The sequence below is a fragment of the Streptomyces yangpuensis genome, assembly GCF_024666385.1.
Taxonomy (GTDB): Bacteria; Actinomycetota; Actinomycetes; order Streptomycetales; family Streptomycetaceae; genus Streptomyces; species Streptomyces yangpuensis.
The window spans coordinates 7,001,678-7,015,358 of the sequence record NZ_CP102514.1 but is presented as its reverse complement, the minus strand read 5'-3'; the positions used below and the strand labels follow the sequence as shown (position 1 = coordinate 7,015,358).

Here is a 13,681-nt window from a genome sequence, read left to right as displayed (position 1 = left end):
GCCGGTGTCAGCAGCGGCGGCGGTCCACCGTCACGGTGCCCTGGACGGTGTCCACGGTGCGGTCGTAGCACCCGCCGGGTGCCTGTGACCCGTACACCCGGTGGCGGGCGGAGGTGGTGGCGACCGCGTGGCGCTGGTCGCGCGGGACGTTCGCGGTGTAGGTGGCGTCGCCCGTGTACCGGTCGTCGAGCCGGGAGACGTCGACGGTCCGGCCGCCGCGCAGGGTGACGGTGTCCGCGCGGTCGCCCAGGGACAGTACGGTGCGCAGGCGGTCGCCGGCGCCGAGGGTGGTCTCGCCGTCCATCGTGTAGGTGCGGTCGGTCCGGACGGTCGTCGGGCCGTGCGTCACGCTCTCCCGGTCGGTCCAGGTCGCGTTCAGCGCGTCATGGCTCTCGCCCTCGGTCCATCGGTGGGCGGATGTGAGGTGCACGGAGCGGGTGACGGTGGTGGCCACCCGGCCGCGGGAGGTGTTCAGGTACCCGGCGACGGTCAGCCGGTGGTCGCCCCCGGTGTCCACCCGGTGCTGTTCGCCGGGTCCGGCGGGCGTCCAGCGGGAGTGACCCGCCGGGGCGTTCTCCTCGTGCCGGGTCAGGGCGCCCGTGACGACCTGCCGGGCCTCGTCCTGCCACAGCAGCAGGTTGGTGGGGGTGCTCCAGCCGCTCTGTCCGGCGGGCAGCCCGGCGACGGTCACCTCGATGCGGTGCGGGCGGCCGTCGTTGAGGAGGGCGGCGAAGGGTGTGAGGTCGTAGCGGACCGGCTGGACGTCGAAGGCCCGCGGGCCGGGCGTGACGTACCAGAGGAAGGGGTTGGACCAGCCACCGGTCCAGACGGTGGGGAAGGGCGCGGCGATGCCGGCGAGCCGGCCGTCGACCGAGATGCGGACCTCGCGGTGCGGGCCGCCGTCCGCCGTGCAGGAGTACGGGGCTCCGGCGGGGGTGGTCAGGTACCAGTACTCCTCGCAGCCGCCGCCGGAGCCGGTGGCGTACACCTCGGCCAGCAGCCGTTCGGTGTTGCGGGGGGTGGTGATCGTGGGGGCGGTGAGGGGCAGGACGCGGTCGGGGGTGTCGGGCACGGGAGTGCGGGGATCGGCGGCGTGGAAGGTGAGGGTCACCGTGACGTCGATGACGCCGGTGTAGGTGTCGTCGACGACGTTGCCGATGAGCATCTCGACGGGCTGCGGGCGGGCGAGGGTGTCGCGGTACCGGGTGACGTCCTTCTCGACGGACCAGGTGATGCCGTCGGGCGAGGGCTGGGGCGTGGAGGTGCGCAGGATCTCCACGCCGCCCAGGGAGAGGTGGCCGAGGCGGTCGTACTGGCGGCCCTTGACCTTGCCCTCGAGGCGGAGCACCACCACGGACCAGTCGGCCGCGCCGCAGCCGGTGGGGGGCGTGTACGTGCCGCGGTAGGGGGTGAAGTCGCGGAACTGCGCCTGCGCGAGCGTCACCTGGCAGGAGCGGGTCGCGGGCCGGGCGACGGGTGGCGCGGCGGTGAGGGGGTCGTGCCAGTCGGTGCCGAACTCGGCGGGCGGCGGCGGGTCGGCGCGGGGCAGGCCGTGCGCGGGTCCCGTGGCGGCCAGGGCGCCGGCGGCCAGCACGAGCGCGCCGAGCAGGCCCGTGATCCTGTGTCGTCTCATGGACCGGCAGTGAAACCCGGGGCGCCGGGCTGCGGCCAGGGCGGGTGGGCCGGACCTGGCCGGTTCCGGCCGGTTCCGGCCGTCGGCCGCGGCAGGACGCCGGGGCCGACGTCAGCCGCGCAGCACGACCACGCCGTCGTCGTCCGCGTGGACGGTGTCGCCGGCCCGGAAGGTGACCCCGCCGATGGTGACGGGCTCGTCCACGGCGCCGGCGCCGGTCTTGCCGCTCTTGCGGGGGACCGTGCCCAGGGCCTTCACCCCGAGGTCGAGGCCGCCGAGGGCGACACTGTCGCGCACCGAGCCGTTGATGATCAGGCCCGCCCAGCCGTTGCGTTCGGCCGCGCCGGCGATGAGGTCGCCGACCAGCGCGGTGCGCGGCGAACCGCCGCCGTCCACGACGAGGACCGCGCCCGCGCCCGGCGTGTGCAGGAGCTCGCGGAGCAGGGCGTTGTCCTCGTCGCAGCGGACGGTCCGCACGGGGCCGGCGAAGAGCCTGCGGCCGCCGAACTGCCGGAAGTCGGTGGTGCAGATGTCGAGGGCTTCGCCGTGCTCGTCGTACAGGTCGGCGGTGGGGACGGGGGTGATGCTCATCTCGGTACCGGTTCCTCGCTGTTCGTTTTTCTCGTACGTCGCGCCGTGCGGCCAGGGTAGTGGGCCCGGTTCCGGGGGGCGGCGGGGGCGGGGGCCGGCCCGGACAACGGCCGGATCCCGACGGGCCGGTGCCGCGCGGAAGCGGTGGCGGTGGCCGTGGCGGAAGCCGTGGCGGTGGCGGTGGCGGTGGAACGTTTCCGTACGGTGCCGCGTGCTCCCCGGCTCAGACGGGCACCCGGCCACTGGGCACGGCCAGTTCGGCGGCGGCCGGTACGCGGGCCGGCGCGGCGCCCGTCGGCGCGGCAGGCGCCCGGGTCAGCAGGACCACGCCGCGCGCCGCCACGAGCGCCCCGGCTCCCGCCAGCACCAGCCCCGCCGGCCCGCCCTGGAGGCGTTCGCCGAGCAGGACCGCGCCGATGGCGGCCGCGGCGAGGGGGTTGGCCAGGTTGACCACGGCGAGCGGGGCGCCGAGCCCGCCGCCCCGGTAGGCGCGCTGCGACAGGAGCATCCCGCCGACCGCGAACACCACGACGAGCAGGGCCACGGCGACGACCCGGACGCTGAGCAGGGATCCTCCGCGGCCGCCCGCGACGGCCACGGTCTGGGTCAGCGCGGAGGCCACCGCGGACGCCAGCCCGGAGGCCGTGGCGTGCCGCAGCCCCGAGCCCGGGTCCCGGACCGCGGTCAGGAAGAGGATCACCGCGGCGGTCGCCCCGGAGACGGCGAGCGCCTCGGTCAGCGTGAGGGTGTCGTCGGGAGCGGGCCCGGAGGCCGGGAGCAGCAGGAGGCCGAGCCCCGCGACGGTGGCGAGGGTGCCGCGCCACTCGGTGGCCGCCACGCGCCGCCCGGCCCGGCGCGCCCCCATCGGGACGGCGGCCACCAGGGTGAGCGCGCCGAGCGGCTGCACCAGGGTGAGGGGCCCGTAGCGCAGGGCCGCCGCGTGCAGCAGGGCCGCGGCCGCGTTCAGCCCGGCCGACCACCACCAGACGCCGGAACCCAGCAGCGCCCCGGCACTGCGCGCGACGCCGGCGCGGGCGAGCCGTTCCTGGGCGACGGCGCCGGCCGCGTAGGCCACGGCCGATGCGAGGCAGAGGCCGACGGCCAGGACGGTGTCGTTCACTTCCCGGCTCCCACGGCCGCGGCGGCGCTCTTCGGGCGCGGGAACGCGGGTACGGCCCCCTCCGCGTTCTCTCCGCCCTTCGCGCCGCCATCCGCGTCCGCGCCGAGGTCCCTGCCGGCGTCCGTCCCGTCCGGGTCGCTCGCAGCGCGCGGCCGCGGGACCAGCAGCAGGGCGATCCCGAGCAGGGCGGCGGCGACGATCGCGTCGAGCCAGTAGTGGTTGGCCGTGCCGACTATCACCAGGAGGGTCACCACCGGGTGCAGCAGCCACAGCAGCCGCCAGGGCGAACCCTTCCCGCCCTTGCCGCCCTTGCCGCCCTTGCTCCCGCGGGTCGCGACGATCATGCCGACGGCGAGCATCAGCGCCCAGCCGAAGTGCAGGGAGGGCATCGCGGCGAACTGGTTGGCCAGGGTGTCGGTGTCCGGCGCGGCCCGGTACACGGTGGGCCCGTAGACCTGTCCGGTGTCGACGAGCCGGGCGACGGGCAGCATCCGCGGGGGCGCGAGGGGATGGGCGAGGTGCAGGACGAGCGCGGCTCCGGTCAGCACCGCGAGCACCCGGCGGGTCCACAGGTAATGGGCGGGGCGGCGGATGTAGAGCCAGATCAGGAAAAGTGCGGTGGCCGGGAAGTGGACGCCCGCGTAGTAGGTGTTCGCGGTGGTCACGAGCACGTCCCCGTGCAGCAGCAGCCGCTGGACCGCGCCCTCGCCGGGCAGGTGCAGGGCGCGCTCGGCGTCCCAGATCCGGTCCGCGTTGCGGAAGGCCTCTGCGGTGCGGTCGGTCGAGAGCAGCCGGCCCGCCTTGTAGACGGCGAAGAAGCCCACGACGAGCAGCAGCTCGCGTATGAGGCGCCGGCGAGCGGCTCTCGGTCCGCCCGCCGGCCCGGCAGGCGTGGTGTGGGAGGTCATCCCCCGGTCTCTCTTCCTGTTGCGCGCACAGCGACACGCCAGTGTATCGATACATTGGCGTATCGATACGCTGGTGTACCGATACGGTAGCGTTCCCGTACACTTCGAAGCGGAACCCCGCACCGAGGCGCCCCGAGGAGAGCCGCAACCCATGACGTCGACGCCGACCCCCGCGCGCCGCTCCAAGATCACCCCGGAGCGGGAGCAGGAGTTCTACGACGCCGTCCTGGAGCAGCTCCGTGAGCACGGCTACGAGGCCCTGACCATGGAGGGCATCGCCGCTCGGGCCAGCTGCGGGAAGTCCACGCTCTACCGGCAGTGGCGGACCAAGCCCCAGCTGGTGGCCGCCGCGCTGCGCTCCGGCCGTCGGGGCACCCTGGCCGCCGTGGACACCGGGAGCCTGGCGGGCGACCTGCGCGAGGCGGCCCGGATCGCGGCCGGCACCTCCGGCCGGGACACCCGGCTGACGCAGGCCCTCGGACATGCCGTCCTGAGCGACGAGGCACTCCAGTCCGCCCTGCGCGAGGCACTGGTCGAACCCGAACTGGCCGCCTTCGACGCGATGGTCGGGCGGGCCGTGGCACGCGGCGAGATCGCCGCGGACCATCCCGCCGTGGAGTTCCTGCCGGCCCAGCTGATGGGCGTGCTCCGCATCCGGCCCGTACTGGAGGGGCGGTACGCGGACGCCGACTACCTGATCCGGTTCGTGGAGGCGGTCATGCTCCCGTCCCTGGGTCTCGCACCCGACCGTCCCGCCCGCCCGGCACCCGACCGTCCCGCCCGCCCGGCACCCGACCGTCCCGCCCGCCCGGCGGCGGGCCGGACCCCCTGAACCGGCGGCCCGTCGTCCCGGTGACCTGACGGCGGCCCGCCCGCGCTGCCTCGTGGGGACGGCGGCAGCGCGCCACCCGGACCGGGCGGCGGCCACTCACCCGAGTGACCGCCGCCCGCTCTGAGCGGCCCGCCGGCGAAGTCCGCCGCATTCAGCGGACCCCGCCCATGGCCCGGGTGAACTCCTCCGGGTCCGCGTCGAAGCCCTCCAGCCGCAGGTCGAACGACCAGGCGCCCGAGGCGTCCCTGGTGAACTCGGCGACGGTGGCGGCGCTGGCGCCGGACACGCCCGCGAAGTCGCCCTGGGCGAGGTCGGTGTACCCCTCCCGGATCCGGAACCCCGTGCCCGCGACATCGGCGAAGGTCTTCACGCCCTCCGCGCCCCGGCCCGTTCCCGCGCCGGAGTCCTGGATGACCACGCCGATCACCACACGGCCCTTGTCCGCCGCCATCCGGTGCAGTTCGACGGTCATCACCTCGTCGAAGCCGAAGCCCTGACCGGTGTGGCTGTCCCGGTTGAGGGTGATGGTCCCGTCCGGCGAGCGGCTGCCGAAGTGGACGAGCTGGACGGGAGCACCATGCGGATCGGCGGCCGCGTACACCGCGGCGACGATGTCGAGGTCGTTCGCGGGGGTGCCGGCCGGGCTGGGGTCCCACCGCAGCGCGACCTCCACCTTGGCCAGTCCCTTGCGTACACCGGTCACCGAACTCCCCCTTCGTCTGCGGGTATTGCCCGCCCATGATCCCATGGACGCCCCCTCCCGGCCCGAACGACCGTACGTTCCCGGCCAGTCGGGCCGATCCGGCCGCGTCGGCGCCTCGCGTCGGCTACCAGTCCCCGTCCTGTACGGGCCTGCCCGGCCTCGGGGCGTTCCCGAGCGGCTTGACCTGGCCGGGAGCGGGCTCCACCCACGGGTCGTGGTCGTCACCGAGCCACTCCCCCACCGGCTTGACCCCGCTCAGGGCGTCGGTCGGGGCCAGATCGGTGGCCGACTCGTCGTAGTAGTCGAACCAGGGCAGCCCCGCCTTGGTGTAGGCGGCCCGGTCCACCGGCGAGGGCGGAGCCTCCTCCCCGGTGATCTGGCGCCACGCGGGCGGCGGCACCAGGTGTACGAAGACCCGGGCGGCGGGCTCGTCGGCCCAGTCGGAGAGCGGGCGCTCGTCCCGGTAAACCTCCTGGTGCATGCTGCCGCCGACGCCGAGCCCCATCGCGGGAGCCGCGGGCGGGCCCGACCTGCTGCCCGGTCGGGCCGAGCGGGGCGCCCCCGCGGGCGCGGGCGGAGCCATCATCGGCGCCGGGACCGGGCCGCCGAAGGCCCCGCCCGTGGGGGCCTGCACGGGCGGGCCCCCGTAGAGCCCCGTGCCGCCGGCCGGCGCCGGGGGCGGCGTCAGGCGCGCCCGTTCGGCACGGTGCCACTGCGCCAGCGCCTCGCGGCCCAGCTCGAACGCCTGGAGTTGCACGCCGCCGGTGGTCTCCTCCCCCGTGACCTGTCCCTCGACCGTGGCACCGAGCCCCAGGGGCACGGCGACGAACTGGCGCACCGTCCCGTCCCCGGAATTGATCCCGTCCAGCCAGGGCTGCCGGGGCAGCACCACGTAGTTCTGCGGGCTGCGCGCCAGACGACCGCTCCAGCGCTCGCCGGAGACGGCGCACACCTTGCCGACGCCGACCTGGAGCGCGGCGGGCGTCCGGGTCCCGCCGAAGCTCAGCCACATCGCCTCTCGCAGGTACACCGGCAGCATCACGCCGCCCTTCGCCAGCCACTCCGGGGGAACCGTGTCCGGGTGGTCCTCGACCCTGCGCAGGGGGAATTCCCCCAGCCCGGGCGGCAGCGCATGCGTTCCGGATTCGGGCAGACGCAGGGTCCGTATGAATCGGATCTGCACCCCTTCTCCCAAAAGCAGCGCATTTCCGTCCACCCGTACCGAACCTGTTCCCACACCCGCCCCTTTCTGCTGGTCAGACCCGGTTTCCCCGAAGAATTTACGGTCGTGCCGGATCGTTATCCTCAAGTTTCGCTCAAATGTAGTGACGCTAAGGGCGCCCTCTTCCTAGCTTCCTCGTACACATGTCTCGACGTGTCGTACGTTCCCGCGGTTCCACACGCCCGGCGATCCCGGTGACGCGTCCCGCGTTCCCCCAGGAAAGAGTGCAAGCATGAAGGTTCCCCAGGCCGGCGCGGTCGCCGCAGTGATCGCCCTCGCCCTGACCGCCACCGGGTGCGGCGGTGGAGAAGAGGACCAGGGGACCCTTCCCATCGGTATCAAGTTCGACCAGCCGGGTATCGGTATGCGGGAGACCGGCGGCGTTTTCTCCGGTTTCGACGTGGATGTCGCCACCTACGTGGCCAAGGAGCTCGGCTACAAGCCGGAGCAGATCGAGTTCAAGCAGGTCCTCAGCAACGACCGCGAACTGCTGCTGCAGTACAACGAGGTCGAATTCGTCGTCGCGAGCTACTCGATCAACGAGAAGCGCAAGGAGAAGGTCGACTTCGCCGGCCCGTATTTCGTGGCCCACCAGGACCTGCTGACCCGCGCCGACGACACCTCCATCACCAAGGCCGAGGACCTCAACTCCAAGACGATGTGCTCGGTCTCGGGTTCCACGTCCGCCGAGAACCTCAAGAAGAACCTCGCCCCCAAGGCGGCCCTGCTCGAGCTCGGCGCGTACTCGGACTGCGTCGTCGCCCTTCAGGAGGGCCGCGTCGACGCCATGACCACGGACAACGCGATCCTGGCCGGGTACGCCGCCCGCAAGGGGAACGAGGGCAAGTTCAAGCTGACCGGCCAGAGCCTCAGCAACGAGAACTACGGCATCGGCGTCAAGAAGGGCGAGAAGGAACTCCAGCGCAAGATCAACGACGCGCTGAAGAAGATGGTCCAGGACGGGTCCTGGGAAGCGGCCGTGAAGAAGAACTTCGGCCCGAACTACAAGTACGACCCGGCGCCGGCGATCACCACCGGCAGCTGACGCGCCCGGGACGGGTGGCCGTGACCCCTCGGGAAGGGTCACGGCCACCCGCGCGTTCCCGCCCGGCGGAGGACCCGGGGCGCGCCGGTCAGACCACGGGGGCCTTGCCGCGCAGTACGGTCAGGAACTCCCGCATCCAGCGCGAGTGGTCGGGCCACGCCCTGGCCGAGACCAGGGTGCCGTCGACCACCGTCTCGGAGTCCTCGAACTCGGCGCCCGCGGCCTTCATGTCCAGCTCCAGCGCCGGGTACGCGGTCACCTTGCGCCCGGCCAGGCTCCCGGCCGCGGCGGTGATCAGCGGGCCGTGGCAGATCTGCGCGATCGGCTTGTCCGCTTCGGCGAAGGCGGCCAGGATCCGCCGCACCTCGGGGTCGTTGCGCAGGTACTCCGGCGCCCGGCCGCCCGGGACGACGAGGGCCGCGTAGTCCTCCGTGACCACGTCCGTGAAGGCCAGATCGGCCGGCCAGGTGTAGCCCGGCTTCTCGGTGTAGGTGTCGAATCCCTCCTCGAAGTCGTGGACCACGAACCGCAGCTTCTTCACCTGCGGCGCCGCGATGTGGACCTCGTACCCCTCCTCGCGCAGACGCTGGTACGGATACAGCACCTCCAGCGACTCGGCCGCGTCACCGGTCACGATGAGGATCTTCACTGCCATGGGCTGCTCCAGACAAGGCCGTTCACGGTCGGGGCGGCCCCCTCGGGGGGCCATCGCTACCCTGCCCGCGGCCATCGGGTCGCACACCCTGGCTTCCACGTCCCCGACACATGTTTTTTGCCTGATGGGCACATGACAATGTAATCCTCGTTCCGCCACCTGATCCCCCGCCAATTCCCCGGGCGGGGACGGTGCGTACGGAGAGGTACCCCCCACCCGATGAGAATCTCGCGCCTGACCCCCTGGGCGGCCGGACTCGCCGCCGTCTCCCTGTTCGCCGTGCCGGCGGCCGCGTCCGCCGCCCGGCAGGACACGGCGGCGCCCCGGCTCCCCGCGGCTGCCCCGGCCGCGGCCGCCTCGTACGACGCGTACTACGCGCCCGCCGAGGGCAAGACCGGGGCCGCGCTGAAGACGGCCCTGCACGACATCATCAAGTCGCAGTCCAAGGTGTCCTACGACGGCGTCTGGAACGCCCTGAAGGTGACCGACCAGGACCCCGCGAACCCGAACAACGTCATCCTCGTCTACTCCGGCCGCTCGCAGTCGAAGGCGACGAACGGCGGCGGGGCCAACGACTGGAACCGTGAGCACGTCTGGGCCAAGAGCCACGGCGACTTCGGTACCGCCACCGGCCCGGGCACCGACCTGCACCACCTGCGGCCCGAGGACGTCACCGTCAACAGCACCCGCGGCAACAAGGACTTCGACCTGGGCGGCAGCCCCGTTTCCGAGGCACCGGGCAGCCGGACCGACGCCGACTCCTTCGAGCCGCGGGACGCGGTCAAGGGCGACGTCGCGCGCATGCTGCTCTACATGGCCGTCCGCTACGACGGCGGCGACGGCTTCGCGGACCTGGAGATGAACGACAAGGTCAACAACGGCTCGGCCCCGCTGTTCGGCAGGATCAGCCTCCTGAAGCAGTGGAACCGGACGGACCCGCCGGACGCCTTCGAGCAGCGCCGCAACCAGGTCATATTCGACACGTACCAGCACAACCGCAACCCGTTCATCGACCACCCGGAGTGGGTCGACGCCATCTGGTGACGCCGGACGGCGGCCCTGGTCGGGCTCCGGGGGTTGACGCGCGTCAGGCCGGGTATTTCGCAGGCCACAGGCTGCGCGGTCCGCGCCCGGCGGCGGCAGCCCGCGGAGGTGTCCCGTGATGGACGGAGCCGGCCTTTCCGATCGCGAGCAGCGCGTCCTCTCCGCGATCGAGGCAGAGCTGAGGACCGACCGCGCCCTCGACCGCATGCTGCGGTCGGGGCGCCGGCGTCGGCGCGCCGCCTGGGCCTGGGTGTGGGGCGTGGTGACGGTGGGGCTGTTCACCGCGGCTTCGGCCACCGTCTCCGAGCCCCTGCTCTGGGGCTGCGCGGCCGCCTTGACGCTGACGGTGGCCACGGCGCTCCCGCAGGCCGTCCGGTGGGCCGCCGGCCTCGGACGGCCCGGGCGGCACCGGGAGGGCTGAGCGCAGGAGCGCGGAGGGCTGGGCGGGAGTCAGAGCTCAGAACCGGGAGTTCAGAACCGGCAGAACCGTGGGCTCAGAACCGTGGGCTCAGAGACGTCCGGCCAGGGCCTGGAAGTCGGCCCAGGACATCTGGGGCGTCCGCGCGTCCCAGACCTTCTGCGAGAGCGCGGCCAGCGGCATCCGAATGCCGGCCGCCACCTGGTCCTGGGTCTGTGCGCCGGACAGGTCGGCCCAGACGGCGAGGCGGCCGCCGAGGATCTGGCCGTCGTAGGAGGCGGGCACGGGGGTGGTGCCGCGCAGGACCAGCGGGGTCCACTGCTCGTAGATCCGCCGGCCGGTGGGGTAGGTGAACTGGTTCGGCTCGCCGAGCACGTAGTACAGGTACTCGTCGTTGAGGTTCACGAGCCTGCGGCCTTCGCGCAGGTACTCCAGCGGCGGACGGGCGCCTATCTCCTTGCCGGTCCAGTACTCGACCTGGATGTCCTTGGCCGCGTCGGTCACCCCGCCGGCGAAGAAGCCGTCGTTCCACGCCTTGAGCGCCTTCCCCGAAGGGCGGACCACGTCGGCTCGGTCGTTCAGCCAGCCCGTGGCCAGATCCTGCACGCGCGCGGAGGGTCCGTAGCGCTCCTGGGCCGCCCGGGCGAGCTGGGGGAAGGAGGCCTGCGGGTCGCGGACGACCAGTGCCTGGTACTCGTCGGCGCCGAGGTGCCAGGCCCCGCCGGGGAAGAGCGGCCGGTACTCGCGCAGCAGGTCGTCGATCAGCTTGGCCGAGGCCGGCTTGGATATGTCCACCGCGCCCTTGACGGCCCTGCCGTTCACGTCCCGCAGTTGCAGGTCGGGGTGGGCGCGCAGCACGGCGCCGAGGTGCCCGGGCGAGTCGATCTCCGGGACCACGGTGATGTGCAGCCGGGAGGCGAGCGCCGTGATGTCGCGTACCTGCGCCTTGGTGAGGTGCGGTGTGGAGACGATCTCGGGGTGGCTGTCGGACTGGATCCGGAAGGCCTGGTCGTCGGAGAAGTGCAGGCCGAGCTGGTTGAGCTTGAGGTCGGCCATCTCGCGCAGCCGGTTCTTGATCCAGTCGGGTGTGAAGTGCTTGCGCGCTATGTCGAGGTTGAGGCCGCGCTGGGGTTTGGCCGGGGCGTCGCGCACGGTGCCCTCGGGGGCCGAGCCGGAGGCGCGTACGGCCTGTTTGAGGGTGCGGGTGCCGTAGAAGACGCCGGCCTCGTCGGGGCCGTTGATGCGGACGCGGCCGTCCTTGATGGTGAGGGTGTACGACTCGGGCTTGCCCGTGCCCTCCACCGAGAGCTCCACGTCGCCCGCGCGGGGGGCCGCAGCCTCGCCGTACTGGAGGCCCAGTTCCCCGGCGAGCAGCCGGGCCTCGTCGGAGAGGGCGGCGGTGTCGTCCTTGGCGACGACCACCCGTGCCTGGGGGGCGGGCTTCCAGCCGGGGCCGCGGGCCGGTTCGTGTTCCCGTACGGCCGGGATGGTGCGCGGGGCGGTGGACAGGGCGTGGCTGGGGGACGGCGCCGGCGGGGTGGGGGCCGCCGCGGCCGGGGCGGTGGTGGGGCCGGAGGCGGCCGGGGTCGTGGGGGCGGGGGCGCGCACCTCGTCGGAGGCGGCCGTGCAGCCGGGTAGGGCAAGGGTGACCAGCGCGGCGACACCTGCCGTCGCGATGGTGTGGACCCTCCTGTGCCGCTTCGTTTTCCGCATCATGTGCCCGTGTCCCCCGTACCCAACGTGGCACGGGGGACACGGGCGCGCGACCCGGCGGGGCTCAGACCAGGGCGTCGAGGGCGGCGGTGGCAAACGCGTGGTCCTGCTCGGGGGCGCCGCCGCCGACGCCCACGGCGCCGATGAGGCGGCCGTCGCGGTGGACGGGGAGGCCGCCCGCGATGAACAGCAGGGGGCGGTCGAGGGCCGTGGGCAGGGTGTGGAAGGGCCCCTCGGGCCGGACCGCGTCGACCAGGTCGGCGGTGGGCGCGTTCAGCTGCAGGGCCGTGTAGGCCTTGCGGGTGCTGGTCTCGCCGGAGATGAGTACGGCCCGGTCGTCACGGCGGAAGGCCAGCAGGTGGCCGCCGGCGTCGAGGACGGTGACGCTGACGGTGGCTCCGGCCGCCTCGGCGGCGGACGTGGCGACGGCGACGAGCAGCTCGGCGTCCTCGGTGTTCAGGGGGACGACGGCGGTGCGGATGGCGGTGGACATACGGGTTTCTCCTGGCGTGGGGGGTGTACGGGGAGGAGGAGGTCAGTGGTGGGCGGGTGCGGCGGCGGTCGTCGCGCGGGCTCCGGCGGCGGCGACCACCCGGCCGGCGGGGGCGGCGCGTCCGGCCGTACGGCGTTCCAGCGCGCCGGAGACGAGGGCCAGCACCAGGGCCGAGGCGGCGAGCGCGGCGCCGACCCAGTTGGGGGCGGTCCAGCCGAGGCCGGCGGCGATCACGAGGCCGCCGAGCCAGGCGGCGAGGGCGTTGCCGAGGTTGAAGGCGCCGATGTTGACGGCGGAGGCCAGGGTGGGCGCCCCGGCGGCCTGGTCGAGGACGCGCTTCTGGAGCGGGGGCACGGTCGCGAAGCCGAGGGCGCCGATCAGGACGACGGTGACGGCGGCGCCGGCCTTGCTGTGGGCGGTGAGGGTGAAGACGGCGAGGGTGACCGCGAGGGCGGCCAGGGACACGTAGAGCATGGGCATCAGGGCGCGGTCGGCGTAGCGGCCGCCGATGAGGTTGCCGGCGACCATGCCGAGGCCGAAGAGGACGAGCAGCCAGGTGACGGAGGAGTCCGCGAATCCGGCGACGTCGGTCATCATCGGCGTGATGTAGGTGATCGCCGCGAAGACGCCGCCGAAGCCGAGGACGGTCATCGCCATCGCGAGCAGCACCTGGACGTTGCGGAAGGCGGCGAGTTCGCTGCGGATGCGCACGCCGCCCGCGGGCCGGGGCAGCTCGGGGACGAGGCGGGCGATGCCGAGGAGGCCGGCGACGCCGAGCGCGGCGACGATCAGGAAGGTGACGCGCCAGCCGAGGGTCTGTCCGACGAGGGTGCCGAGGGGGACGCCGACGACGTTGGCCACGGTCAGGCCGGTGAACATCATGGCGATGGCGCCGGCCTTCTTCTCCGGGGCGACGAGCTCTGCGGCGACGACCGCGCCGATGCCGAAGAAGGCGCCGTGGGCGAGCGAGGCGACGACGCGGCCGGCGAGCATGACGCCGAAGGCGGGGGCGAGCGCGGAGAGCACGTTGCCGGCGATGAAGAGGCCCATGAGCAGCATCAGCATGCGCTTGCGGGGGATGCGGGTGCCGAGCACGGTCATCAGGGGCGCGCCGAGAACGACGCCGAGGGCGTAGCCGGTGACCAGGAAGCCGGCGGTGGGGATCGAGACGCCGTAGTCGGCGGCGACCTCGGGCAGCAGGCCCATGATCACGAATTCGGTGGTGCCGATCCCGAAAGCCCCGACGGCGAGGGCGAGAAGTGCGAGAGGCATGGGGGGGTGCCCTTCAGGGAGGTGGTGGTACG

At 73.4% G+C, this 13,681-nt stretch carries 14 protein-coding genes; 4 read left to right on the top strand and 10 right to left on the bottom strand.

All coding sequences use genetic code 11. The features are described from left to right. Positions 1-7: 7 nt before the first annotated feature. The 4 genes from NRK68_RS31835 to NRK68_RS31820 all read right to left on the bottom strand — a co-directional run bounded on the left by NRK68_RS31835 (position 8) and on the right by NRK68_RS31820 (position 4,252). Positions 8-1,633 (bottom strand): peptide-N4-asparagine amidase, encoded by a 1,626-nt coding sequence (locus NRK68_RS31835; protein WP_257857477.1) that lies wholly within the window; start codon positions 1,631-1,633, stop codon positions 8-10. A 111-nt stretch (positions 1,634-1,744) separates the two neighbouring features. Further along, complete coding sequence (rraA, locus tag NRK68_RS31830) at positions 1,745-2,224, bottom strand: ribonuclease E activity regulator RraA (protein WP_183064633.1); 480 nt, start codon at positions 2,222-2,224, stop codon at positions 1,745-1,747. A 223-nt stretch (positions 2,225-2,447) separates the two neighbouring features. Continuing rightward, positions 2,448-3,344: a DMT family transporter gene (locus NRK68_RS31825; RefSeq protein ID WP_257857476.1), complete on the bottom strand. Its 897-nt coding sequence runs from the start codon at positions 3,342-3,344 to the stop codon at positions 2,448-2,450. Continuing rightward, positions 3,341-4,252 carry a phosphatase PAP2 family protein gene (locus NRK68_RS31820; protein ID WP_257857475.1) on the bottom strand — a complete coding sequence of 304 codons (912 nt, stop codon included), beginning with the start codon at positions 4,250-4,252 and terminating at the stop codon, positions 3,341-3,343. The genes NRK68_RS31825 and NRK68_RS31820 overlap by 4 nt, the downstream gene beginning before the upstream one ends. A 151-nt stretch (positions 4,253-4,403) precedes the next feature. Here NRK68_RS31820 and NRK68_RS31815 point away from each other — a divergent pair, with 151 nt between their 5' ends. Then, positions 4,404-5,084 (top strand): TetR/AcrR family transcriptional regulator, encoded by a 681-nt coding sequence (locus NRK68_RS31815; protein WP_257857474.1) that lies wholly within the window; start codon positions 4,404-4,406, stop codon positions 5,082-5,084. A gap of 151 nt (positions 5,085-5,235) precedes the next feature. Here NRK68_RS31815 and NRK68_RS31810 read toward each other — a convergent pair whose 3' ends face one another. Both NRK68_RS31810 and NRK68_RS31805 read right to left on the bottom strand, forming a co-directional pair. Next, complete coding sequence (locus NRK68_RS31810) at positions 5,236-5,787, bottom strand: TerD family protein (protein WP_183064629.1); 552 nt, start codon at positions 5,785-5,787, stop codon at positions 5,236-5,238. Positions 5,788-5,911: 124 nt separating this feature from the next. After that, complete coding sequence (locus NRK68_RS31805) at positions 5,912-7,024, bottom strand: hypothetical protein (RefSeq protein ID WP_183064628.1); 1,113 nt, start codon at positions 7,022-7,024, stop codon at positions 5,912-5,914. Positions 7,025-7,241: 217 nt separating this feature from the next. Here NRK68_RS31805 and NRK68_RS31800 point away from each other — a divergent pair, with 217 nt between their 5' ends. After that, positions 7,242-8,054, top strand: a complete 813-nt coding sequence (locus NRK68_RS31800) for a glutamate ABC transporter substrate-binding protein (protein WP_183064627.1) — start codon at positions 7,242-7,244, stop codon at positions 8,052-8,054. An 88-nt stretch (positions 8,055-8,142) separates the two neighbouring features. Here the strand turns inward: NRK68_RS31800 and NRK68_RS31795 are convergent, their stop codons facing one another. After that, positions 8,143-8,709 carry a DJ-1/PfpI family protein gene (locus NRK68_RS31795; protein ID WP_046775862.1) on the bottom strand — a complete coding sequence of 189 codons (567 nt, stop codon included), beginning with the start codon at positions 8,707-8,709 and terminating at the stop codon, positions 8,143-8,145. 219 nt (positions 8,710-8,928) lie between these two features. On the opposite strand from NRK68_RS31795, the gene NRK68_RS31790 reads away from it, so the two are divergent. Continuing rightward, positions 8,929-9,753 (top strand): endonuclease I family protein, encoded by an 825-nt coding sequence (locus tag NRK68_RS31790; protein ID WP_257857473.1) that lies wholly within the window; start codon positions 8,929-8,931, stop codon positions 9,751-9,753. Between the two features lie 118 nt (positions 9,754-9,871). Beyond that, positions 9,872-10,174, top strand: coding sequence for a DUF3040 domain-containing protein (locus tag NRK68_RS31785; RefSeq protein ID WP_183064625.1), 303 nt, complete (start codon positions 9,872-9,874; stop codon positions 10,172-10,174). Positions 10,175-10,261: 87 nt separating this feature from the next. Here NRK68_RS31785 and NRK68_RS31780 read toward each other — a convergent pair whose 3' ends face one another. The 3 genes from NRK68_RS31780 to NRK68_RS31770 all read right to left on the bottom strand — a co-directional run bounded on the left by NRK68_RS31780 (position 10,262) and on the right by NRK68_RS31770 (position 13,649). Continuing rightward, positions 10,262-11,887: a beta-N-acetylhexosaminidase gene (locus tag NRK68_RS31780; RefSeq protein ID WP_373024204.1), complete on the bottom strand. Its 1,626-nt coding sequence runs from the start codon at positions 11,885-11,887 to the stop codon at positions 10,262-10,264. Positions 11,888-11,948: 61 nt separating this feature from the next. Next, complete coding sequence (locus NRK68_RS31775) at positions 11,949-12,377, bottom strand: GlcG/HbpS family heme-binding protein (protein ID WP_183064624.1); 429 nt, start codon at positions 12,375-12,377, stop codon at positions 11,949-11,951. Positions 12,378-12,419: 42 nt separating this feature from the next. Further along, positions 12,420-13,649: an MFS transporter gene (locus tag NRK68_RS31770; protein WP_183064623.1), complete on the bottom strand. Its 1,230-nt coding sequence runs from the start codon at positions 13,647-13,649 to the stop codon at positions 12,420-12,422. Positions 13,650-13,681: the final 32 nt, after the last annotated feature.

Excerpts from the sequence above, each read along its gene's own strand:
- NRK68_RS31835 (WP_257857477.1), bottom strand. The coding sequence starts at position 1,633 with ATGAGACGACACAGGATCACGGGCCTGCTCGGCGCGCTCGTGCTGGCC.
- rraA (WP_183064633.1), bottom strand. The coding sequence starts at position 2,224 with ATGAGCATCACCCCCGTCCCCACCGCCGACCTGTACGACGAGCACGGC.
- NRK68_RS31820 (WP_257857475.1), bottom strand. The coding sequence starts at position 4,252 with ATGACCTCCCACACCACGCCTGCCGGGCCGGCGGGCGGACCGAGAGCC.
- NRK68_RS31815 (WP_257857474.1), top strand. The coding sequence starts at position 4,404 with ATGACGTCGACGCCGACCCCCGCGCGCCGCTCCAAGATCACCCCGGAG.
- NRK68_RS31800 (WP_183064627.1), top strand. The coding sequence starts at position 7,242 with ATGAAGGTTCCCCAGGCCGGCGCGGTCGCCGCAGTGATCGCCCTCGCC.
- NRK68_RS31795 (WP_046775862.1), bottom strand. The coding sequence starts at position 8,709 with ATGGCAGTGAAGATCCTCATCGTGACCGGTGACGCGGCCGAGTCGCTG.
- NRK68_RS31790 (WP_257857473.1), top strand. The coding sequence starts at position 8,929 with ATGAGAATCTCGCGCCTGACCCCCTGGGCGGCCGGACTCGCCGCCGTC.
- NRK68_RS31785 (WP_183064625.1), top strand. The coding sequence starts at position 9,872 with ATGGACGGAGCCGGCCTTTCCGATCGCGAGCAGCGCGTCCTCTCCGCG.
- NRK68_RS31780 (WP_373024204.1), bottom strand. The coding sequence starts at position 11,887 with ATGATGCGGAAAACGAAGCGGCACAGGAGGGTCCACACCATCGCGACG.
- NRK68_RS31775 (WP_183064624.1), bottom strand. The coding sequence starts at position 12,377 with ATGTCCACCGCCATCCGCACCGCCGTCGTCCCCCTGAACACCGAGGAC.
- NRK68_RS31770 (WP_183064623.1), bottom strand. The coding sequence starts at position 13,649 with ATGCCTCTCGCACTTCTCGCCCTCGCCGTCGGGGCTTTCGGGATCGGC.